This window comes from Janthinobacterium sp. Bl 1 (genome assembly GCF_058215535.1).
Genome location: NZ_CM177086.1, coordinates 1,866,195 through 1,888,817 on the forward strand (window position 1 = coordinate 1,866,195; position 22,623 = coordinate 1,888,817).

The 22,623-nt window shown below is 54.8% G+C and carries 20 protein-coding genes and 1 tRNA gene; all 21 read left to right on the top strand.

The window, feature by feature from the left end:
* Position 1 precedes the first annotated feature (1 nt).
* On the top strand, positions 2–514 hold the full coding sequence (locus AC4BCN_RS08420; RefSeq protein WP_034751704.1) for a MarR family winged helix-turn-helix transcriptional regulator: 513 nt from the start codon (positions 2–4) through the stop codon (positions 512–514).
* A gap of 2 nt (positions 515–516) precedes the next feature.
* Positions 517–1,371, top strand: a complete 855-nt coding sequence (locus tag AC4BCN_RS08425; protein ID WP_490493027.1) for an enoyl-CoA hydratase family protein — start codon at positions 517–519, stop codon at positions 1,369–1,371.
* A 1-nt stretch (position 1,372) separates the two neighbouring features.
* A complete protein-coding gene (locus AC4BCN_RS08430; RefSeq protein WP_490493582.1) occupies positions 1,373–2,524 on the top strand; it encodes an acyl-CoA dehydrogenase family protein in 1,152 nt (383 codons plus the stop codon).
* A gap of 35 nt (positions 2,525–2,559) precedes the next feature.
* On the top strand, positions 2,560–2,952 hold the full coding sequence (locus tag AC4BCN_RS08435) for a RidA family protein (RefSeq protein ID WP_139090506.1): 393 nt from the start codon (positions 2,560–2,562) through the stop codon (positions 2,950–2,952).
* Positions 2,953–3,074: 122 nt separating this feature from the next.
* A complete protein-coding gene (locus AC4BCN_RS08440) occupies positions 3,075–3,806 on the top strand; it encodes a PEP_CTERM-anchored TLD domain-containing protein (protein WP_490493028.1) in 732 nt (243 codons plus the stop codon).
* Positions 3,807–3,887: 81 nt separating this feature from the next.
* Positions 3,888–3,962 (top strand) — tRNA-Arg (locus tag AC4BCN_RS08445).
* A gap of 172 nt (positions 3,963–4,134) precedes the next feature.
* The gene (locus AC4BCN_RS08450; protein ID WP_490493030.1) at positions 4,135–6,027 is read left to right on the top strand and encodes an ATP-binding cassette domain-containing protein; all 1,893 of its coding nucleotides are present in this window, start codon (positions 4,135–4,137) and stop codon (positions 6,025–6,027) included.
* Positions 6,028–6,178: 151 nt separating this feature from the next.
* Positions 6,179–6,868 (top strand): CAAX prenyl protease-related protein, encoded by a 690-nt coding sequence (locus AC4BCN_RS08455; RefSeq protein WP_490493031.1) that lies wholly within the window; start codon positions 6,179–6,181, stop codon positions 6,866–6,868.
* A gap of 40 nt (positions 6,869–6,908) precedes the next feature.
* Positions 6,909–8,180, top strand: coding sequence for an XrtB/PEP-CTERM-associated polysaccharide biosynthesis outer membrane protein EpsL (gene epsL, locus AC4BCN_RS08460; RefSeq protein ID WP_034751691.1), 1,272 nt, complete (start codon positions 6,909–6,911; stop codon positions 8,178–8,180).
* 8 nt (positions 8,181–8,188) lie between these two features.
* The gene (locus tag AC4BCN_RS08465; protein ID WP_034751688.1) at positions 8,189–9,571 is read left to right on the top strand and encodes an undecaprenyl-phosphate glucose phosphotransferase; all 1,383 of its coding nucleotides are present in this window, start codon (positions 8,189–8,191) and stop codon (positions 9,569–9,571) included.
* A 619-nt stretch (positions 9,572–10,190) separates the two neighbouring features.
* Positions 10,191–11,174: an EpsD family peptidyl-prolyl cis-trans isomerase gene (locus AC4BCN_RS08470; RefSeq protein ID WP_419177876.1), complete on the top strand. Its 984-nt coding sequence runs from the start codon at positions 10,191–10,193 to the stop codon at positions 11,172–11,174.
* Between the two features lie 55 nt (positions 11,175–11,229).
* Positions 11,230–12,018 (top strand): polysaccharide export protein EpsE, encoded by a 789-nt coding sequence (gene epsE, locus AC4BCN_RS08475; RefSeq protein ID WP_034751685.1) that lies wholly within the window; start codon positions 11,230–11,232, stop codon positions 12,016–12,018.
* A 59-nt stretch (positions 12,019–12,077) separates the two neighbouring features.
* The gene (gene epsF / locus AC4BCN_RS08480; RefSeq protein WP_034751682.1) at positions 12,078–13,487 is read left to right on the top strand and encodes a chain length determinant protein EpsF; all 1,410 of its coding nucleotides are present in this window, start codon (positions 12,078–12,080) and stop codon (positions 13,485–13,487) included.
* 14 nt (positions 13,488–13,501) lie between these two features.
* Positions 13,502–14,374 (top strand): chain length determinant protein tyrosine kinase EpsG, encoded by an 873-nt coding sequence (gene epsG / locus AC4BCN_RS08485; protein ID WP_338681209.1) that lies wholly within the window; start codon positions 13,502–13,504, stop codon positions 14,372–14,374.
* A complete protein-coding gene (gene xrtB / locus AC4BCN_RS08490; RefSeq protein ID WP_034751676.1) occupies positions 14,374–15,270 on the top strand; it encodes an exosortase B in 897 nt (298 codons plus the stop codon). Before epsG ends, xrtB begins: the two co-directional genes overlap by 1 nt.
* Positions 15,267–15,950, top strand: coding sequence for an exosortase-associated protein EpsI, B-type (gene epsI / locus AC4BCN_RS08495; RefSeq protein WP_034751674.1), 684 nt, complete (start codon positions 15,267–15,269; stop codon positions 15,948–15,950). The genes xrtB and epsI overlap by 4 nt, the downstream gene beginning before the upstream one ends.
* 118 nt (positions 15,951–16,068) lie before the next feature.
* Positions 16,069–17,664: a hypothetical protein gene (locus AC4BCN_RS08500; RefSeq protein ID WP_338681212.1), complete on the top strand. Its 1,596-nt coding sequence runs from the start codon at positions 16,069–16,071 to the stop codon at positions 17,662–17,664.
* On the top strand, positions 17,661–18,929 hold the full coding sequence (locus tag AC4BCN_RS08505) for a lipopolysaccharide biosynthesis protein (RefSeq protein WP_338681213.1): 1,269 nt from the start codon (positions 17,661–17,663) through the stop codon (positions 18,927–18,929). Before AC4BCN_RS08500 ends, AC4BCN_RS08505 begins: the two co-directional genes overlap by 4 nt.
* Positions 18,926–19,672, top strand: coding sequence for a glycosyltransferase family 32 protein (locus AC4BCN_RS08510; RefSeq protein WP_072454473.1), 747 nt, complete (start codon positions 18,926–18,928; stop codon positions 19,670–19,672). The genes AC4BCN_RS08505 and AC4BCN_RS08510 overlap by 4 nt, the downstream gene beginning before the upstream one ends.
* Positions 19,673–19,713: 41 nt before the next feature.
* Positions 19,714–20,907, top strand: a complete 1,194-nt coding sequence (locus AC4BCN_RS08515; protein WP_034751666.1) for an acyltransferase family protein — start codon at positions 19,714–19,716, stop codon at positions 20,905–20,907.
* Between the two features lie 202 nt (positions 20,908–21,109).
* Complete coding sequence (locus AC4BCN_RS08520) at positions 21,110–22,252, top strand: acyltransferase family protein (RefSeq protein ID WP_081368173.1); 1,143 nt, start codon at positions 21,110–21,112, stop codon at positions 22,250–22,252.
* Positions 22,253–22,623: the final 371 nt, after the last annotated feature.

Genomic DNA, 22,623 nt, shown 5'->3' on the forward strand with positions numbered 1-22,623 from the left:
CATGGATAAAGAACCCGAAAATCTGCACGACGAACCCGTGCTGGACCTGGCCAGCCGGCTGACGCAGGACCACCACCAGTCGCTGAAATTGTGGCTGCGCATGCTCTCCTGCACGGTCAAGATTGAAAACGAGGTGCGCACGCGCTTGCGCGCCACCTTCGGCATCACCTTGCCCCGTTTCGACTTGATGGCGCAGCTTGAGCGCTTTCCCGACGGTTTGCGCATGGGCGAACTGTCCAAGCGCATGATGGTCACGGGCGGCAATATCACGGGCATCACCGACCAGCTGGAGCAGGAAAAACTGGTGGTGCGCGTGGTCGATCCGAAGGACCGGCGCTCGTACAGCGTCAAGCTGACGCCAGCGGGCCGGCGCGCCTTCGACGAGATGGCGCGCGTGCACGAAGGCTGGATCGCCGAACTGCTGCACGGCGTGACGCCCGATGACAAAACCCAGTTGATCGACCTGCTGTCGCACATGAAGCAGCAGCTGAATGACACCTCGATAAAGGACTGACCATGCGCCACCTCCCCGGCCAGCCGCAAGACCTGCCAGGCAACCGTGCCAGCCTGGCCCATTACGCGGCGCGGCATTTTCTGTTTGCCGTCGACGCAGGCGTTGCCACACTGACACTGCACCGCCCTGAGCGCAAGAATCCGCTCACTTTTGACTCGTATGCGGAATTGCGCGAGCTGTTCCGCGCGCTGGCCCATGCGGACGACGTCAAGGCCGTCGTCATCACGGGTAGCGGCGGAAATTTCTGTTCGGGCGGCGACGTGCACGACATCATCGGCCCGCTGACGAAGCTCGACATGCCCGGCCTGCTGGCGTTTACCCGCATGACGGGCGACGTGGTGAAAGCCATGCGCGCCTGTCCGCAGCCCATCATCGCCGCCATCGACGGCATTTGCGCGGGCGCCGGCGCCATGTTGGCACTGGCTTCCGATATCCGCATCGGCACGGCGCGCAGCAAGACGGCCTTCTTGTTTACCCGCGTGGGCCTGGCCGGCTGCGACATGGGCGCCTGCGCCTTGCTGCCGCGCGTGATCGGCCAGGGCCGCGCCGCCGAGCTGCTGTACACGGGACGCTCCCTGGCCGGCGCCGAGGCAGAGCGCTGGGGCTGGCTCAACCGCCTCGTCGAACCGGAGGAGCTGGCAGAGGCGGCGCAGCTGTTCGCCGCCGGCCTGGCCAGCGGCCCCACGTTCGCGCACGGCATGACGAAAAAAATGCTGCAGCAGGAGTGGAACATGGGCGTCGATGAAGCGATCGAGGCGGAAGCGCAGGCGCAAGCCATTTGCATGGCCACCAACGATTTCCACCGCGCCTATCACGCCTTCGTGGCGAAGGAAAAACCGCAGTTCGAGGGTAAATGAAATACGCGACACCACTTACCTGGAATGGCCGTTTTTCGAGGCGCATCATGCACAGCTTGAGTCCGAGCTCGATGCGTGGGCGGCGCAGCACCTGGGCGACGCGCATGATACCGACGTCGATGCGGCTTGCCGCGCGCTCGTGGCGCAACTGGGGCAGGGCGGCTGGCTTGCGCATGCTACGGGCACCGATGGCAAGATCGACACGCGCGCCATTTGCCTGATGCGCGAAACCCTGGCGCGCCACGATGGCCTGGCCGATTTCGCCTTTGCCATGCAGGGGCTCGGTTCGGGCGCCATCGGCCTGTTCGGCAGCTTGGACAACAAGGCGCGCTATTTGCCGGACGTGGCCAGCGGCAAGCGCATCGCGGCCTTCGCCCTGTCCGAACCGCAGGCCGGCTCCGACGTGGCAGCCATGGCGTGCGCCGCGCGCCGCGACGGCGACGAGTACGTGCTCGATGGCGAAAAGACGTGGATATCGAACGGCGGTATCGCCGACTTTTACGTGGTGTTCGCCCGCACGGGCGAGGCGCCCGGTGCGCGCGGCATCAGCGCCTTCATCGTCGACGCCGACAATCCCGGGCTGGAAATCGCCGAACGCATCGCCGTGATCGCGCCACATCCGCTGGCGCGCCTGCGCTTCAATCACTGCCGCGTGCCCGTGTCGCAGCGTTTGGGCGATGCGGGGCAGGGCTTCAAGGTGGCGATGGCGACACTCGACGTGTTCCGCACGTCGGTGGCCGCCGCCGCCCTGGGCTTTGCGCGGCGCGCGTTCGACGAAGCGCTGCGCCACGCGACGGCGCGCCAGATGTTCGGCCAGACCCTGGCCGACTTCCAGCTGACGCAGGCGAAATTGGCGCAGATGGCCACCGGCATCGACTCTGCCGCGCTGCTCACCTACCGCGCCGCCTGGCAGCGCGACCAGGGCCGCAAGGTGACGAAGGAAGCGGCCATGGCCAAGCTGACGGCTACGGAAACGGCGCAGCAGGTGATCGATGCGGCCGTGCAACTGTTCGGCGGCATGGGTGTCGTCAGTGGTCACCCGGTCGAGCGCCTGTACCGCGAAATCCGCGCTTTGCGCATCTACGAGGGCGCCAGCGAAGTACAGCAATTGATCATCGCGCGCGAATTGCTGCGCGAGGCGGCGGACGCATGAGCAGCCTGAAGCGCATGAATAACGAGGAAAACAATATGCAGGTTTTACAACCACCGGGGTGGGCCAGGCCGCGCGGCTATGCGAATGGCATCGCCGCCAGCGGACGCACAGTGCATGTCAGCGGCATGATAGGCTGGGATGCGCAGGGCCAGTTCCATACTGACGACTTCGCGGGACAGGTGCGCCAGGCGCTGCAAAATATAGTCGCCGTGCTGGCCGAGGCGGGCGCCTTGCCCGAACACATCGTGCGCATGAACTGGTATGTACTGGACAAGAAGGAATATGTGGCGGCATATCCACAAATTGGTGTTGCCTACAGGGAAATCATCGGCAAGCATTTCCCGGCCATGACGGCGGTGCAGGTGGCGGGGCTGATCGAGGACAGGGCGAAGGTCGAGATCGAGGTAACGGCGGTATTGCCTGGTTGAATTTTTTTTGTTAATATTGCACTTTTTGCGATAAAATAAGGAATATAAAAACATTATCTGTTATGTTATATTTAGCAACCGGAAAATACACCGGTTCCAAATACTGACAGTCGAGGTAGCAGATGCAAAACAAATTCAGAACGACAAGTGCCTTCCTGCTGGCGGTGGCTGGCGTGGGTTTCTGCTTGAGTGCACAGGCCGCCTCCGGGCCTTCGCTGCTGTCTCCTGCCTATCAGGGACAGCTGGAAAGCTGGCTTGGTGAAGGCCGCCTGGCGCTCGAATCGATCTACAGCAAGGCGGCGGGCGACACGTCGCTCGATTTTCACAAGGCATCCGATGGCAAGGGACGGACCTTTTCCATCATGGAAGCGACTAATACTTCGGGGCAAACCTGGCTTGTCGGTGGCTACAATCCGCAAAGCTGGAGCTCCACCGATGGCATGCATGTGACCATGGATGACAGCCAGCGCACGGGTTTCCTGTTCAATCTGACGGCGGGCTTCATGCTGCCGCAATTGAAGCAGTATTTCAGCGGCGATAGTATCGGCAGCGGGCAGACGTTTAACGACAGCGATTATGGCCCTACCTTTGGCAGCGGGCATGATCTTTACGTGCCGAAGGATTTGACGCATGGCGGCGGCTCTTTCCTATATACCTATAACTTTCGCGGGCAGCCATCGACAGGTATCAGTTTGCTCGATGGCTCTACCTGGCAAGCTAACGACGTGACCTTTGGTGCGATTCAGATATTCACGATCAGTGCTGTGCCTGAACCTGCCACCTATGGAATGCTGCTGGCGGGCGTGGGGCTGCTGGCGCTGCTGCGTCGGCGCAAGGCGACTGCGGCCAGCTGAGCGGGGCAGTAGCGCAGATTTCATGTCGCGTTTGCCAGGTTGTTCATGGAACGCGCGAGCCTGTATAATCCCGCTTCGCGTGTCGCCATCGTACAATGGATAGTACAAGGTCCTCCTAAGACTTAAATGCAGGTTCGATTCCTGCTGGCGACACCACATTCCACGCAGCGCGCGTCGGCGGCCCGGGTCCATACGGGTAGCAATTTACTGATCGATGGCGATTGAAGTCCCAGTTATCGGTACAATGCGTGCTTCATTCATCCAATCGGCGGCTGTTTTGCACACCACGCGGTGTGCGCGAGACGGCGCCCGAGCACTCTTACTCATTATGGCTGTCATTTCTCTTTCATCGGCGCAACTTGCGTTCGGTCACGTCGCGCTGCTCGATCACGCGGAATTTTCACTGGAAACCTCGGAACGGGTCGGCTTGATCGGCCGCAACGGCACGGGTAAATCCTCCTTGCTGAAAGTCATTTCGGGCAAGTTCAAGCTCGATGATGGCTTGTTGGTGATGCAGCAAGGCATCAAGATCGCTTATGTTGAGCAGGAACCGCAATTCGATCCTGAGATGTCCGTGTTCGATGCCGTCGCTTCCGGCATGGGCGAATCGCAAGAGTGGCTGAAGGAATACGATGCGCTGACGGGACAGTTTGGCCAGGGCAATGACGACGAACTGATGGAACGCATGCACGACATTCAGGTCAAACTCGATGCGGCCGATGCATGGAGCTTGCCGAACAAGGTGGAAACCGTACTCGACCGTTTGAACCTGACGGGCGACATGCTGATGAAAACCCTGTCCGGCGGGATGCAAAAGCGCGTGGCGCTGGCGCGCGCGCTGGTGTCGGCGCCCGACGTGCTGCTGCTCGATGAGCCGACCAACCATCTGGACTTCAGCTCCATCCTGTGGCTGGAAGGCTTGTTGCGCGACTTCAAGGGTAGCGTGCTGTTCATTACCCATGACCGCTCCTTCCTCGACAACGTCGCCACGCGCATCATCGAACTCGACCGCGGCCGTTTGCTGTCGTATCCGGGCAACTTCACGGCTTACCAGACCCGCAAGGCGGAGCAGCTGGAAATCGAAGAAGTGGAAAATGCCAAGTTCGACAAGTTCCTGGCGCAGGAAGAAGTGTGGATACGCAAGGGCGTCAAGGCCCGCCGCGTGCGTGACGAAGGCCGCGTGCGCCGTCTGGAAGCGCTGCGCCTGACGCGCAATGCGCGCCGCGAACAGCAGGGACAAGTCAAGCTGGACGTATCTGCCGGCGAACGCTCGGGCAAGATCGTGGCGGACCTGGAAAACGTCTCGAAGATCTATGGCGACAAGGTCATCGTCAAGGATTTCAGCGCCACCATCCTGCGCGGCGACAAGGTCGGCCTGATCGGCGCCAACGGCGCCGGCAAGACTACCTTGCTGAAAATGATCCTCGGTCAGGAAGAGTCGGACACGGGCACCATCCGCCTCGGCACCAAGCTGCAAGTGGCGTATTTCGACCAGATGCGCACGCAGCTGAACGAAGAAGCGAACCTGATGGAAACCATCGCGCCGGGCAGCGACTGGGTCGAGATCAATGGCCAGCGCCGCCACGTGATGACCTACCTGAACGACTTCCTGTTCGCGCCGGAACGTGCCCGCTCGCCCGTCAAGTCGCTGTCTGGTGGCGAGCGCAACCGTTTGCTGCTGGCGCGCCTGTTCGCCAAGCCGGCCAACGTGCTGGTGCTCGATGAGCCGACCAATGACTTGGATATCGATACCCTGGAATTGCTGGAAGAGTTGCTGGAAGAATACACCGGCACCGTCTTCCTCGTCAGCCATGACCGTACCTTCCTCGACAACGTGGTCACGCAAGTGATCGTCGCCGAAGGCGAGGGCAAATGGCGCGAATTCGTCGGCGGCTACACGGACTGGGAGCGCGTGCGCACCTTGCCGATCGCCACGGCGCCCGCCAGCAAGCCGGCCGTGAAGGTCGAAGCTGCCGCCCCTGTTGCCAAGCAGAAAAAGCTCAGTTACAAGGAACAGCGCGAACTGGAAGAGTTGCCGAAACTGATCGCCAAGCTGGAAGACGAGCAATCGGTACTGGCCGCCGAACTGTCGCATCCGGACTTCTACAAGAAGACGCCAGCCGAAGGCAAGCGCCTGAACGCACGCGTGGCCGAGATCGAAGGTGAACTGCTGGAAGCGTTGGAAAAGTGGGAGCAGATCGAGGCGCGCAGCAATGCCTGATTAGTTTCTTGTATCCTCTGTTGTAATTTAAGTTAGGATTACTTGCCACGGCAACGGTTCTGCTTGATATAATTATATAATTATATTTTTTACATCGGAGGATGCATGTTTGTTATCAAAAACACGCGCTCCGGACCACGGCGTCCGGCGCGTGGTTCCACCTCCGGTGCGCATCAGCATGTTTGACCGCGCCGCCTTGCCCCGGGTAGCGCCATTCCTCGCCTACCTCTCCTTTATCTTTATCGCCGACATGCTGGGCCGGGCGGGCTTTGCCGCGCAGGATCTGCGCTGGCTGTATGCCGTCAAGATCGGCGTTGTGCTGGGCATGTTGTTGTATTGGCGCCGCAGTTACACGGAACTGGCCTGGGTGCCATTGGGCGCGCGCGCGCTGGCCGTGGCGCTGGCGACCGGCGTTGTTGTTTTTCTGCTGTGGATCAACCTTGATGCAGGCTGGATGACGATCGGCAGTGCCGACGGCTTCGACCCCCGCAATGGCGGCCAGATCGAATGGAGCCTGGTCGTGCTGCGCATCGCCGGCGCGGCGCTGGTGGTGCCCGTAATGGAAGAGCTGTTCTGGCGCTCCTTCCTGCTGCGCTGGATCGATGCCCCTGACTTCCTCCGGTTCAATCCGCGCCTGGCCAGTGCCAAGGCCTTTGTTATCAGCGTGGTACTGTTTGGCTTTGAACACAATTTGTGGCTGGCCGGTATCGTTGCCGGCGCCGCATATAGCTTGCTGTACATGCGCAGCCAATCGCTGTGGTCGCCCATCCTCGCCCATGGCGTGACGAATGGCGTGCTGGGCCTCTGGATTGTTTCCGGTGGACACTGGACTTACTGGTAATATTGCCAACTAACTGTTTGCTCTTTCAAAGACAATGCCCATGTTGAATTCCTTGCCTCATAGCCCAGCGTCTGCCGGGCAACCCAGAATGCAACGCAACCGATTGGCCCTGGCCATGGTGCGCATCTTGCCCACCTCGCTGATGCTGCTTGGCGGCGCGACCTGCAGCGTACCGGCGTGGGCGGCGATCAGCGACACGATTTCCCCCTTCATTGCGACAACTTATTCATATGATAATAACTTGTTCCGGCTGGACGACAGTGCTGCCGGTTTCGACGGTACGCGTTCCGATACTTCGCGCCAGGTGCAAGCGGGATTTCTGGTTAGGCGGCCGATCGGGCGGCAACTGTTGACGGGCCAGGTAAAGTGGTCGCGCGTCTATTTCGATCACTTTGATCAGCTCGACTATACGGGCAAAGATTATCTCGCCGATCTGGAATGGCATATCGCCAACCATCTCGAAGGCCATGTCGGCGGCAGTTATTCGCAGACCTTGACGCCGTTCAGCGACTTGCAAAGCACGGAGCGTAACCTGCGCACGATACGCCGTGAATATGTCAATGGCGGCTGGCGCTTCCATCCCAGCTGGCGCGTGCGCGGCGGTTTTTCGCGTGATAAATATACCTACGATTCCATCGCGCAGAAAATTTCGGAGCGCCAGGAAGATGCGTACGAGCTCGGCCTTGATTACCTGCCGGCCAGCGAGAGCCGCATCGGGGTCCAGTTGCGCCATCTCAAAGGCACATATCCAAACCGGGCCAGCCTGGCAGCCTTTGGGGTGGAGCAAGGGTATGAACAGGATGAGGTCAAGGCCAATATCTATTGGCGCTTCAGCGGCATTACGCAAGTGCAGTTGCTCGGCGGCTGGGTGAAGCGCAAGAACCAGCTGTTCAGCGGGCGCGATTCCAGTGGCGCCAATGGACGCGTGATCGTGTATTGGGCGCCGCTTGGAAAAGTGCGGTTTACTGGCAGCTTGTGGCATGAGTTTGCCGCTGTGGAAAATTCATTGATTACCAGCAGCTTGAATAACGGCGCCAGCCTGGCGGCGGCCTGGGACATTTCCGCGAAGGTCAGGATGGATGCCCAGGTGCGGCGCGAGAAGCGCGATTTTTCCGCCGCAAGCGGCCTGTCCTTGCCTATCGATGTCAGCGATACGACACGGACCGCGACCGTGGGCCTGACTTATGCGCCACGGCCGAATATCCAGCTGGGCGTCAACGCCTTCCGCGATGCACGCAGAGGCGCTCCGCTCATCAATACCAGCAGTTATCACGCCAACGGCATTTCCTTCAATGCCAGTGCCCAGTTCTGAAGAGCATCATGACGGTTAATGATATACCCTTGATTTCGTTTTTCCAGCGCATACTCGACCCATTGATCATCATGGGCACGCTGTATCTGCTGGCCGCCTTGTCAGGTTCGCCATTTACCGGTTACTCGCTGGTATTGATGATCCTTGCATTCTTTATTTCATCATCCGTATTCCAGTATGTCGATCCCTATCGTACCTGGCGCAGCGGTCGCATGCTGGCCTATGCCCGCGATATTTTTGTCAGCTGGGGCATCACGGCCCTGATCCTGGTATTCCTGGGCTCGGCGACAGGACTGGCGTTTCATTTTGACCGCGAGCTGGTACTGGCCTGGTTCCTGTTGACGCCGTTCATATTGCTGCTCAGCCATCTGGCCGCGCGGCGCATGGTGGCCGATCCCGGGCGCGACAGCGAAGTGCGCTCCGTCGTCATCATCGGCGCCAATGACGCCAGCCTGAAGTTTGCCGCTACCGTCGAGCGTAATCCGAACCTGTTCATGAGCGTGCGCGGTTTTTTTGACGACCGCACCGATGACCGCTGGCCCGAGACGATGCGCGAGCCCATGCTGGGCAGGATGGCCGATATCGCTGCCTATGTGCGCGAACACAATATCAAGATGATATTCATCAGCCAGCCTATTTCAGCCCAGCCGCGCATCCGCAAGATGCTCGATGAACTGCAGGATACGACGGCATCCGTGTATTTCTTGCCGGATATTTATATCTTCGATTTGATGCAGGCGCGCTTCGACAATGTGGGCGGCATGCCGGTAATCGCCATCCGCGAGTCGCCGTTTACCGGTTTTAACAGCATGGTCAAGCGGGGCAGCGACATTGTGTTGGGCTTGTTGATCCAGATCATGCTGCTGCCAGTAATGCTGCTCATCGCCATCGCCGTCAAGGTAACGTCGAAGGGGCCGGTGATTTTCCGTCAACGGCGCTATGGCCTGTATGGCGAAGAAATTATCGTCTATAAATTCCGCTCGATGACGGTCAGCGAAGACGGCGACAAGGTGGTGCAGGCAACCAAGAATGATCAGCGTGTGACGCGCATTGGCGCTTTTCTGCGCCGTAGCTCGCTCGATGAATTGCCACAGTTCATTAATGTTTTGCAGGGACGCATGAGTATTGTCGGGCCCCGTCCGCATGCCGTGGCGCACAACGAGCAGTACCGCAAGTTAATCAAGGGCTACATGCTGCGCCACAAGGTCAAGCCCGGCATTACGGGCTGGGCCCAGGTCAACGGTTTGCGCGGCGAGACGGAGACCCTGGACAAAATGGAAGCACGCATCCATTTTGACCTCGATTACCTGCGTAACTGGTCGCTGTGGCTCGATTTGTGGATCATCATGCGAACGGTGAAAGTCGTGCTGAAGCGTGACAATGCGCATTGAGCGACAGGCGGAGGGAAAATGATCTGCAATTTAGTTTGCGCTCAATCAATACGCGATAAAATATGTGTAATAGGTAGCGTTGGGCGCAGTCAGGTATAACCCAGGTGGAAGGAAGCTCGGTGATACGCAAACCGTACACGGCAGAGTGCGCTGGCGATGCATGCTCCTGGCAGCTATGGCTACCCATTGGCGGGCAACCTGCCCCATCACTGTTGCTCAGCGGACGTTGTTTGCGACCTGTTGGGCTCTTTAATCGGCCTCATCCTCGCCGTCATACACTGTTAGCGGCCGTAAGCTCAGCCGCTTGTCACCAAGATATATTACGAAGGCCAAGGCGCTATCGCTCTTAAACGATCCACATTGAAGAACATTTTCTTAGTGCAACTTATTTTCTAGTCGACAATGGAAATAGTTGTATTAAAAGCTTCTTAATAGATTTTTAAGCAAATTGTTTCCATTTTGGCTTGCATCTTGTGTATCATATTTACAATATTAATAATTGTTTGCATGGCTTGCTAGTCGCTGGTGGCTTGTGTCATTTTGGTAAAAAATATCTTTTTTACCATCGCGCTGCGTTGCAGTAAATTGCATTTTAAATAATCAATCCGAAGGAGTAATCTTGAATCATTTTCGCAACTATCGTTTGACCATGCCCAAACCGGCTGCCAACACCCGATTGTTGTGCGCGGTGCTGGTCCTTTTTGCTGCTGCCGGATTGTCCGCTTGCGGAGGTAAGGAAAAAAAGGCCGGTCAGGCATTGGCGAGCGTCAACGGCGAGGAAATCACAGTGCTGCAATTGAATGAAGAATTGCAGCGTGCCAATGTTCCTGCGGTACAGCAGGAAGCGGCAAGCAAGCAATTGCTGGAATCGTTGATCGACCGCCAATTATTGCAGAACGAGGCGATCAAGGACAAGGTCGACCGCGATCCGAAGGTCGTGCAAGCCGTTGAGCGGGCCAAGGCGTTGATCGTTGCCCAAGCCTATATGCAAAAACGTATAGGCACCATCAACAAGCCCTCGCCGGCGGAAGTGGAAGATTACTTTAACAAGAATCCACAGTACTTTACCCAGCGCAAGCAGTTCGACATGCGTGAACTGATTATTGCCTCGGCCGACATGAACGACGACTTGAAAAAAGCGATGGATGCGGCGAAAACGCTGGAAGAGGTTGCGGTATGGCTAGATGCCAACAAGGTCAAATATGCCCGTACGCAACTGTCTCGCACCAGTGCTGATCTCGCTCCTGAATTGAGCAGCAAACTGGCCGGGATGCCAAAAGGCCAGTTGTTCATTATCCGCGAAGGTGATCGCACCCTGCTGATTTCCCTGGCCGACATCAAGGATAACCCGGTGACGCTGGCGCAAGCGGCGCCACAGATCGAGCAGTTCCTTTTCAATAAGAAGAACAAGGAAGCAGCGGACGCCGAGTTGAAGCGTTTGCGCGCCAGCGCCAAGATCGAGTATCTGAACAAGACGGACAAGCCGGCTGCGGCGTCCGCCTCAGCCGCTGTTGCCGCTTCGGCGCCAGCGGTGGCGGCGCCAACGGCACCAGCGGCCGACAGTAGCGACGTGAATGCGCGCGGCGTGGCAGGCCTGAAATAAGAGCGGGCAGGGATCTTTCGGATTAATAGAAGTTTTTAAAAGGATAGAGCAAATCATGAAACGACTTGCGATGTGGGCAGCCGCCGTACTGATGGCTTGCAGTGTTGGTGTGGCAGGGGCCGCCGAAGTGTTGCTCGGCGCTGGCGATGTATTGAAAATTTCCGTGTATGGCAGTCCTGACCTGGGTTTGGAGACGCGTGTCAGCGAGGCCGGCAGCATTACCTTCCCGCTCGTTGGCAGTGTCGCTGTAGGGGGCTTGTCCGTTGCCGCTGCAGAAAAGAAACTGGGGCAGGCACTGGAGAGCGGTGGTTTCCTGCGCAAGGCGCAGGTCAATATCATTGTCACTGCCTTGCAAAGTCAGCAAGTTTCCGTGCTGGGGCAAGTAAATCGCCCGGGCCGTTATCCGATTGAAGGCAAGCGCAGCCTGCTCGATATCCTCGCCATGGCTGGCGGCCAGAACACGGATGGAGGTGATGTCGTTAGCCTGATCCGCAAGCGCGGCGGCACAACCACCAAGGAAACCATTGATATCGTCGACATGATGCGCAGTGCCGATCTGGCCCGCGACTTCGACCTGACCGGCAACGATGTGCTGTACGTCGAACGCGCACCGCGTTTCTACATTTACGGCGAAGTACAGCGTCCCGGGGCATTTCGCCTGGAACGTTCGATGACGGTCTTGCAGGCTCTGTCCGTTGGTGGTGGTTTGACGCAGCGCGGTACCGAACGTGGCGTACGCATCAAGCGCCGTGATGCGGCAGGTGTCATGCAAATACTCGACGCCAAGCATGACGACATCATCCAAATCGATGACGTGGTGTATGTCAAAGAAAGCTGGTTCTAAGTTGAGTGGTGCCGGCGCTATGGCCAGGCTGGCTTTGTTTATTAATATGAGAGTTGACCATGAATTTCCACCAGTTTCTACTCGTCTTGCTTGCCCGCAAACGGATTTTACTATTCACTTTGCTTATCACAGTCGGGGCGACGATGGTGGTGAGCCTGTTGTTGCCCAAGACGTATAAAGGCACGGCATCCCTGCTGATCAACTACAAGGGCGTCGATCCCGTCACGGGTCTGGCATTGCCGATGCAGTTGTTACCAGGTTATATGGCGACACAAATCGATATTATCAGCAGCAAGAATGTGGCGCTGAAGGTAGTGGATAATCTGCGTCTGGCGGAAAATCCTGCGGTCGTTGCCCAGTTTAATGAAGCCACGCAAGGTAAAGGTACCGTGCGCGATTGGCTGGCGGATCTGCTGCTGGCGAAGCTCGAAATCGTGCCGTCGCGCGAAAGCAGCGTGGTCGATATCAGTTTCAAGGGTAACGATCCGCAGTTTGTCGCCGTTATTGCGAATGCATTTGCCGATGAATACCAGAAAACCAGCATTCAGCTGAAAGTCGATCCCTTGAAAAAGGTGGCTGTGTATTTCAATGAGCAAACGAAGCTGCTGCGCGACAGTCTCGAAGTGGCGCAAAGCCGCTTATCGAAGTACCAGCAGGAACATGGCATCGTCAGCGTCGATAACCGTCTTGACGTCGAATCGAACCGCTTGAATGACCTGTCGGCACAGCTCGTGGCTGCACAAGGCCAGGCGATGGAAGCATCCTCGCGTCAGCGCATGGCCGAGGGCAATGCCGGTTCCGATTCGCCGGACGTGGCGTCGAACCCGTTGGTGCAGAATCTGAAGCTGAGTTTGGCAACGGCCGAATCGAAGCTGGCCGAGATGGCGCAGCGCTTGGGGCGCAATCATCCCCAATATGAAAGCCTGAACGCCGAAGTCGAGCGCATGCGCCGGGAACTGGCGGATGGCACGCGCGTGACGTCCAATTCGGTCAGCAAGAATGCCGGGATCCTGCAACAGCGCGAAGGTGCCGTGCGTGCGGCGCTGGCGGCGCAAAAGGACAAGGTTCTGGAATTGAACCGTACCCGCGACGAAATGGGCGTCTTGCAAAAAGATGTGGAAAGCGCGCAGCGCGCCTTCGATATCGCCTCGCAACGCTTCTCGCAAACCCGTATTGAGGGGCAATCGGAGCAATCGGATATCTCCCTGCTCAATCCTGCCGTGGCGCCGATCAGGCCGGCCGGCCCGAAAGTGATGTTGAACACGCTGTTGGCCTTGTTCCTGGGCGGCTTGCTGGGCGTGGGGTTTTCCTTGCTGGCCGAGATGCTGGACCGTCGCGTACGTTCAGAAACCGATTTGAGCGATTTGTTGCAATTGCCTGTACTCGGCTCTATCGACTGGAGCGCGCCGACGCGCCCGCGCTTGAACCGCTTCAAATCGTTGTTGCCTCGCAGCTTGCGTCTTAATTAAGTATTGGAAATAATATGAATCCAGCATTGCAACCGCTAGTAGCCGCGGCGCCGCGGACAGCCGATTCCAGCATCGGTGGGCTTTTGCTCGCATCAGGTAAGATCACGCCGGAAAGTGCCGAACGTGTTCTGCGCATGCAAAAGGAATTGGGCATCCGTTTTGGCGAAGCTGCCCAGCGCCTCGGTCTGGTGACGGAGGCGGATATCCAGCAAGTCCTCGCGCGCCAGTTCGACTATCCCTATCTGCAACAGGGGGAGGGCAAGTATTCCGACAAGCTGATCGCTGCTTATCAGCCGTTCAGCCCGCAAGTGGAAACGCTGCGCGCCATCCGCAGCCAGCTGATGCTGCGCTGGATGGCGTTGGGCCGCAAATCGCTGGTGGTGGTTGGCGTCAACGATGGTGACGGCACCAGCCTGTTCGCGGCCAACCTGGCCGTGGTGTTTTCCCAATTGGGCGAACAGACTTTGCTGGTCGACGCGAATCTGCGCAACCCGAGCCAGCACGAGATCTTTGGCCTTGCGGGACGCCAGGGCTTGTCGGATATCCTGGCTGGACGTGCCGAGCGCGATGTGATTACGCGCATTGAATCGTTCGTCGACCTGTCCGTGCTGGGCGCCGGCACCTTGCCGCCGAATCCCCAGGAACTGTTGAGCCGTCCAGCGTTTTCTTCCTTGCGCACGGAACTTGAGTCGTCATATGACGTGGTGCTGTATGACTCGGCGGCATTTTCGCTGGGCTCCGACGCTCTGGCGCTTGCCGCCCGGACGGGCGGCGTCCTGCTGGTGGCACGCAAAAATCACACGCCTGTCGGCGACATCAACGCCATGACCGAGCAGATGCTGCACAGCGGTGCACAGGTGATCGGCTCGGTACTGGTCGATTTCTGATGAATACCAGCACTCGGCTGAACCTGGCATCTGCCTTGCCGCGGCGCGACCAGTTGCTGGAATGGTTGCCTATTGTTATTGGTTTTGCGGCGCTGTATATCCCATCATTTTATACCTTGTTTACTGGTATCTGGATGACCGAAGAGCAGGCGCATGGTCCCATTATCCTGGTACTGTCGGTTTGGCTCATCTGGCGCCAACGCGAGCAGATATTGGCTGCTGCCGAGCATGACCGTGCACCTGTAGCCGGCTGGCTGCTTTTTATCGCCGCGCTGCTGATTTATATCGCCGGTCGCTCGCAGCAGATTCTTGCCTTCGAGATTGGCTCATTCGTCATGCTCACGGCATCCATCCTGGTGCTCAAGCTGGGAGTGGGCGCGCTACGCGCCGCTTGGTTCCCATTCTTCTTCATGCTGTTCATGATTCCGTTGCCAAGCTCGGTCGTCAGTACCTTGACGTTGCCAATGAAGATGGCCGTGTCGTATGTGTGCGAGCATATCCTGTTTTGGGCCGGCTATCCGATAGCACGTACAGGTGTGATCCTGCAAATTGGCCAGTATCAGCTGTTGGTCGCCGATGCTTGCGCTGGACTACAAACCTTGCTCACGCTCGAAGCCTTGGGGTTGTTTTACTTGAACCTCGTGCGCCATACCTCGGCTATCCGCAATATCGGTCTGGCGATCCTGATTATCCCTATTTCCTTTACGGCCAATGTCATGCGCGTCATAGCATTGACGTTGATCACTTATTATTTTGGCGATGCGGCAGGGCAGGGTTTCCTGCATGGTTTCGCGGGCATGGTGCTGTTTGTGAGCGCCTTGGTGCTGATATTGAGCCTTGATTCTTTACTGCAATGGATAGCGCGGCAGTGGAACGCCCGAAAGGTGGCATTATGAAGAAGCGTTCGATAATTGGTCTTACCATGGGTGGCCTGATGCTGATCGCTGCCTTGTGCACCAAGGCGGTCACGCCAACATTGCGTCTGTCCGATACCCGTCCAAAAATCATTCTCGGCACGGCGATTCCAACGAAGTTTGGCGATTGGCAGGAAGATGCAAGTCAGGTCGCGGCAGTGGTCAATCCCACCACCGTGGCTGAACTTAATAAAATCTACGCTGAAACGTTGTCGCGCACTTATGTTAATCGGCAAGGTAATCGCATCATGTTGTCGATTGCTTATGGCACCGACCAGCGCGATAATTTGTCCGTACATTTTCCAGAAGGTTGTTATGGCGGCCAGGGCTTTGCAGTCGGCCAAACCAGTCAAGTCGTCTTGCCGACGGTCGCAGGAGGTATTGCGACGTCGCGTACAGTGGCAACGCTTAATTCCCGCGTCGAACCTATTACATATTGGGTTGTCGTTGGCGACAAGGCCGTGCCCAATTCGTGGGAAGTCAAAAAAGTCAAACTCGCTTACGCATTGCAGGGCATGATTCCTGATGCGACATTGATGCGCGTGTCGAGTATCGGCGAGGATATCGAACAAGGCTATCAACTGCAGCAATCATTTATAGATCAATTGTTGCAATCCATGCCCCCCGACTTGCGCGGCCATTTTTCTGGTACCTCGCACTAAGGTAATCCTGGCATAGACGCTGTACGCGATTGGCTGGCATAGCTAGTCGCTACAGCAGACAGTACTTCTAACGGTTCACATTATTGAGTCCAGCGTACGCGCTGTGTATGGAACACATATGAGTTTTTCTATCCATAAACTGGGGTTGAGGACAGGTAATGCGCGGAATGCGCAGTCCCAGCGTCGCAAGGCCAGGCAGGGCATGCCTGTCTTTACTGCTGTCCTGTTGGCCCTGGCTGGATTAGCGACGGCGCTTTTGCTTGGAATGGTCATCGCCTTGGGAGCGATTCAGCTAACTATCATGTTGGCTGGCTTGCTAATTTTTATACCGATCCTGCTGTTTGTCGATACTAAAAAACTATTGCCGCTATTGTTTATAGTTGTGTTCTTTGTCTCTGGCACGGCACAATATTTTTTCAATCTGCGTCTGGCGACCTGGATGGCCAGTGGCTTGGCTGCGCTCTTCTTCGCCCGGACGATTCTGGAAAAAACACTGGCCAATCATTTGGTCAAGGATCAGTTCGGTGACAGTTTTGCCGGCGCCACGCGTATTGTTGCCGCAGCCTGGATTTATCTGGCGTTCTATGCGTTTAGTATTTTTATGGGCCATGCGTCCACCGTTCAGTTAATTTCCGTCCTACGCTTTTGTTTGCCCATGTTTGGCGTTCTTTTTGCCATGTACTGGTTTCAATGGTCTGATCGGCGTTTGCTTGTACTGTGGGGAGGGATCGTGGTGATTGCGGTGGCACAGTTGCCATTGGCTCTGTACCAGCATTTTTTTAATATAGCGTCCATGGGCTGGGATAGCGTAGTGGGTTCTTTCGGTGGCAACATGAGCCCAGTACTGGTGCTGTTTACAGTTGTGGCGATGCTCTACGTGCTAGCGCGGTGGGTACAAGGCATCACTCCGGTTTCGCATGTGGTTGGCATGTTCATCATTGGCCTGGCTATTATTCTGCTGGGCGAAGTGAAGGCGGTCTTTATTTGGTTGCCCCTTGGCGTGTTCTGGGTGGTGCGGCGTAAGGTTTTGAAAAATATCCTGGTTTTCGTTATGTTCGTGGCGTTGATGTGCAGTATTAGCTCTGGCATCTTCATGGCTTATCACGCCTTGTACTGGGGGAGCCATACGAAAACCGACACCATGGAAGAAAAGGTCAACAGTGTCGGTGGCTATGTGGTGGATCCCAATGGCATCAATTATGTTACAGGGGAAATTAGTCGCGGCGCGTCATTGGCGCTGTGGTATCAGGATCCGGTTCCGACTATTCAGGAACGCTTGATTGGTTATGGCCCCAGCGCAAGCTCAACGAGTCAGAACGTTGGGCGTGGCTATGTCGCGGCACGTTATCGTAATTTGCAAATTGGCGCAACTGGACTGGCGAGCTTGCTTTGGGATGTGGGCATACTGGGAACTTTGGTCTATCTTTCCATTTTCATATTGGGGATACGGCAAGGCGCACGGTATGTGGCGCACAGCCAAGCCGGTCCCGAGCGCCTGGCGATGGCTGATGCCAGTACTGTGACCCTGATATTGCTTGTCAGTACGCTGATCTACAATCGGACCATGATTGATGAACCCTCCATACAGTTGCTGTGCTATTTTTCGCTAGGCTGTATCGTTCAATTTTCTCGGTATGGCAAGCCTGCAGCTGATTCGGCGAAGCTGCCTCCCCAGCGCACCCCGGGCCACACCCCGCATGGCGTTCTGGCATGACTGTATCGAGCAAGGTATTTAATAACCTGGTCAAAAATAGCTCCATGATGTTCTTGCTGAATGTAGCTGGAGCCGGAGTGAGCGTTATTACCATTCCTGTCATGCTTGCCATTGTGGGCGTGGAGTCATATGGTCATTTGGTACTTGTGCAATCGATCGCTCTGGCGGTATTTACCGTCTGCGGATTTCAGTACTGGCAAGGCATGCTGGTAGCCATGCCGGGGCATAAAATTGATGCCGCCACCTTGCGTGTTGCCGTTGTAAGAAGCCTACGCTATGAAATGCTCGCGATGGCTGCTGTAATACTGGTGGTGGCGGGGCTGACTCTGTTTTCCTTGCCCCAATTGAAAGAGTTTTCCACTGTAAATTTATTGTTACTATCCCTGGCTGCGGTTTTTCCCGTCATTGGTACCCATACCGCATACTTCCGGTTGGTCAATCAATACAAGGTGTTGATGTATGCGGGTTTCCTGGCCAATTTACTCAAGCTACTTGTATTGGTCGTAGTGTCCCGGTATCAGCCCACGCTGTCGAGTATGGTGCTGGCCTATACACTACCGGAGGTCATTCGGTGTGTGGTGTTGTTTGTGCTGATTTTTCGCAATCGTAGCGGCATTGACGGTGCCTTGCCCTGCACTGATTTGCGCCCGGCACGCCTGATCGAGGCGGGGAAATGGGGTACCTTGCAGGCGATCTGTGATTTACCTGTGGCGCAACTCGACCGTATCATCATTGGATTGACACTGCCGGGTTACAACCTGGGCGTTTTCAGTATCTTGAAGCGTATCTATTCGCTGGTCAATATGGCCACGGCGCCATTTTATTCGACATCGATTCCCGAGTTTGCTGCCAGTGCCAATGCAGGCGATCTGAAGGGGGCGTTCGAATTGTGGATCAAGACGATGAAGATGCTGTTTGTGGTAACTGCTTCTGCTGGTGCCATCTGTTATTTGAGTAAATTTATCTGGATGCCATTGGTCTTTCCTGTACTGCAAGATTATGTGCTGGAGTTCGCAGTGGTTCTCTTGACGGCTGTGATGGCTGGCACTTTCGTGACAACGCATTCGTTTTACTGGGCGTTGGGAAAGCTGCGCCAATCGACGATTATCTCAGTAGGCACAAATCTTCTATATTTGTTGGAGTTGTCAATATTGACGATGTATTTTGGCCTGTTTGGTGCGGTACTTTCCTTTCTGATTCACGTCACATTCGTCGCTGCAATCAAAATTATCTTGCTACGAAAAATTGCTCTGAGAAATCAATGATTCCTAAAGTTATACATTACTGTTGGTTTGGCCGTGGTGAGATGAGTGTACTGCACCGTCGCTGTGTTGAGTCATGGAAAAAATATTGTCCAGAATATGAGTTGAAATTATGGAATGAGGACAATGCCAATATCGACAATGATTATTGTCGAGAGGCCATCATTCAAAAAAAATGGGCTTTCGTTGCCGATTGGGTACGTTTTGACGTATTGTCCAAATATGGTGGTATCTACCTCGATACGGATCTGGAGTTGATTACTTCACTCGATCTTGTGCTGAACTTGCATGGATGCCTGATGGCCCGCGAAACCTGCAAGGACGTGGGGGCGGGTTATGGTACCGGGTTTCTCGCATGCGAAGCCGGCAATCCTGTGATGATGACTGCCCGTGAACTGATTTTGGGTGAATTGATAAAACAGCGGCTCTTTGCCACATCACCGGTGGTGCTGAAAAAAGCGGTGGAGCTTGATCTCGGCGGGAATAGCACGCAATTGGATCCAGTTACTTTTTATCCGTTTAATCCATATGATCGCAGTAATTCGCAGAACGCCATGCAGTTGATGTACAGCGATATTACCGCTCAGACTATTGGCATCCATCACTATGGTTTGAAAGCATCGTGGGTGGACAGCCGCGTTAAACGGCTGATCTTCAAGATAGTCAAACGCATGGCGCTGCAGCGTCGTTGGGATATTTCCTTTAAGCCATTTGACCACGTAAACAGTATTACTCATACAGCTTAACGACACTAGGCCATATTTCTATATTTGTTCTGAAAGTAATAATGGACGTTGTAAGTTTTTTGCCTGCCGTGGCGAGTCTGCTGCTGGCATTATTTTGTTGTGCTCTCATTGTTAAAAAATGGGGGGCACCACCACTTGCCGGACGCTATGGAGCGATCGATGGCTTGCGTGGTTACCTGGCATTTTTTGTCTTCCTGCACCATGCTTGCATATGGTACTTTTATGTGCGCTACGGTGCATGGAACGTACCGCCATCACCGCTCTATACAAATTTTGGACATGCCAGCGTTGCCATGTTTTTCATGATTACTGGTTTCTTGTTTTATGCAAAACTACTCGCTGCACGTGGTCGGGGAGTAGACTGGGGGAAACTGTATATTTCCCGGATTTTGCGCCTGACACCGCTGTATCTGTTTGCCATGGTGCTCTTGTTTATAACGGTCGCTTGTCTTTCTGGTTTTCGCATGCAGGAAACATTGCCCACGTTATTGAAGCATGCCGCACAATGGTTGATGTTTACCGCGCTGGAGGCGCCAGACCTGAACGGTATTAAAAATACCACTCATATTATGGCCGGCGTCACATGGTCGCTGCCATACGAATGGCTGTTTTATCTTCTGTTACCATTATTGGCCTTACCCCTGCGCATCATGCCGCCGTGGCCGTATTTGCTAGCAAGTATCTTGGTATTTTTGACTGTGCTGGCAGCTGCGATAATAAGGCAGGCCCCTGTACATCACTTTTTGGCATTCTTGGCGGGAATGATTGCTGCCGTGTTAGTTCTTTTACCTACCTTTTGCCGATTTTGTGCAAGCCGGCTTGCAAGCATTCTCACCGTTGTATGTATCGGAACCGCTTGCCTGGCCTTTGCTTCCGCGCATGAAATTGGATCATTATTGCTTCTATCCATCGCCTTTGCCATGATTGCGGGCGGGACCAGCATATTTGGCACGCTGCATACTGCAGTATCACGCACTTTCGGTGAATTCGCATATAGCATTTACTTGCTGCATGGTTTGTTGCTGTTCGTGACGTTTCATTTTGTAATCGGTCGCGAACATGCCATGACATTTTCTCCCTTGTTGCATTGGTCGGTCATCTTGTTGTTGACTCCGTTACTGATATGTATTTGCTTCATGACATTTAAACTCATCGAGCAGCCGGGTATGCGACACGTCAATGCAGTAGCAGCATATTTTCGCCGGGTATCCCGTCATGCCAAATCAAGTGTCTGAGGCGCTTACCGCAAAAGTACGGCCGACGCCCGCTACCAATTGAATCGCGTTTGACCCGTCTTGGACAAAGCAGTTGGCCGATAGTGGGTGGCGTGCCGCCCTGATGGCCAACGTATCGTTGCCGATGTCCCTGCTTGCAAGGCTCGGAATGCCTGCAGCTTGAGAGGCGAATTTTTTTAACCTTCGTTAGTCGAGCTAGTCTATGCAGAGAATTCCTTCGAATACGTCAATTTGGCTCAACGTAATGCGTGCGTTGGCTGCCCAAGCTGTTGTTATCGGGCATGCCAATTACCTCTTCTTTGACCACGCGGAAGGCACAGGTGGTGCGCTTGCATGGCTGGTGGGCCTGTGCAGTTCCGGAGCCCACAAAGCGGTCATCATGTTTTTTGTCATGAGTGGTTTCCTGATTGGCGGGCCAGTCATCGAGGCAATGCGATCACAACGCTTCGATTCGTTCAAGTATTTCATCGATAGATTGACCCGATTGTGGATAGTGATCCTTCCCGCCTTATTAATGACAGCCTTGCTCGATGGACTGGCCTTCAGCTACGGTGGAGGAGAAGCTTTGCTGGCCAGCCGCACTCCATTTTTTCCTGAGTGGTGGAGCAGCTTGGAACCGGATTCTATCAAGACATTTGTACTAAATGCATTCTTCATGCAAATGATTATCGGTTTTCAGTATGGGACGAATCTTTCGCTATGGAGTATTTCCAATGAATTCTGGTATTACCTCTTATTGCCGGCGGTCTTCGGTATATTTGTTTTCAAGAGAAATATAAAAGTTTTATGCGTGCTTTTGACTCTTTTTATCGGTTTTCTTTTTATTTATTCGGCAAAACCAAATGATGAGGGGAGGCCGTTGACCTATTTTATGATGTTTGTAATTTGGATGATGGGGGCGGCTGCTTATTGTTTTTACGAAAATATACGGCGGCGTTACCTCGCGGCTTTTTTTCTTGTTGTCGCATTTTTTATGTTTATTGTTTTTAAACGTATTTACCCAGACGCCCTTGGTTATGATTTCGCGCTTGGTTTTTTTACGGTTTTCCTTGTTATGATATCAAAGGATATTCCTGCAAATTATCTGAAAAGAATATCCGATTTTTTTTCCGGCTACAGCTTTTCTTTGTATGCACTACACCTGCCATTGACTTTTTGCCTCATGAGTTTCGATCCTCAGCTGGCGTTGCCACAGCCTATTCGCTACGATACGGTGCTGCGTTTCACGCTGTATCTGTTAGCCATTAATGGTGCATCGATTCTCCTATGGGCCCTAACCGAGCGGCACACGGCTGCGGTGAGACGGTTTGTGTTTGCAAAACTGATAACCCCGCGCGTTGCCTAAGATTGGATATGTGCTCTTTTCATATTTTATGCTCTCAGAGTATGTGGTTAGTCGCTGTGGAATATGTGGTGAAATATGTAAACATTTTCATTAAGTTATCATTTTCCATTCGCCGCATTTAATTTATCTTGAAATATTTCATCAGAAATAAAATTTTCTTATAATGTTTTGTTTGTTGCAATTGTTGTGCTGAAGTTTTTTATTTTATCCCTTGTTATGACTATTGTTGGCTTCGGACAACGCCATAATCTTATATCCGGTGTATAGTTGGGCGATTAAGAAGCAGGTGAAATAGCGCTTAGATGCTAATGCATGAAGATTATGCGGTTTGTATTTTATGCGGCAGCCTGACAGGCCCGATGCGGCGATAT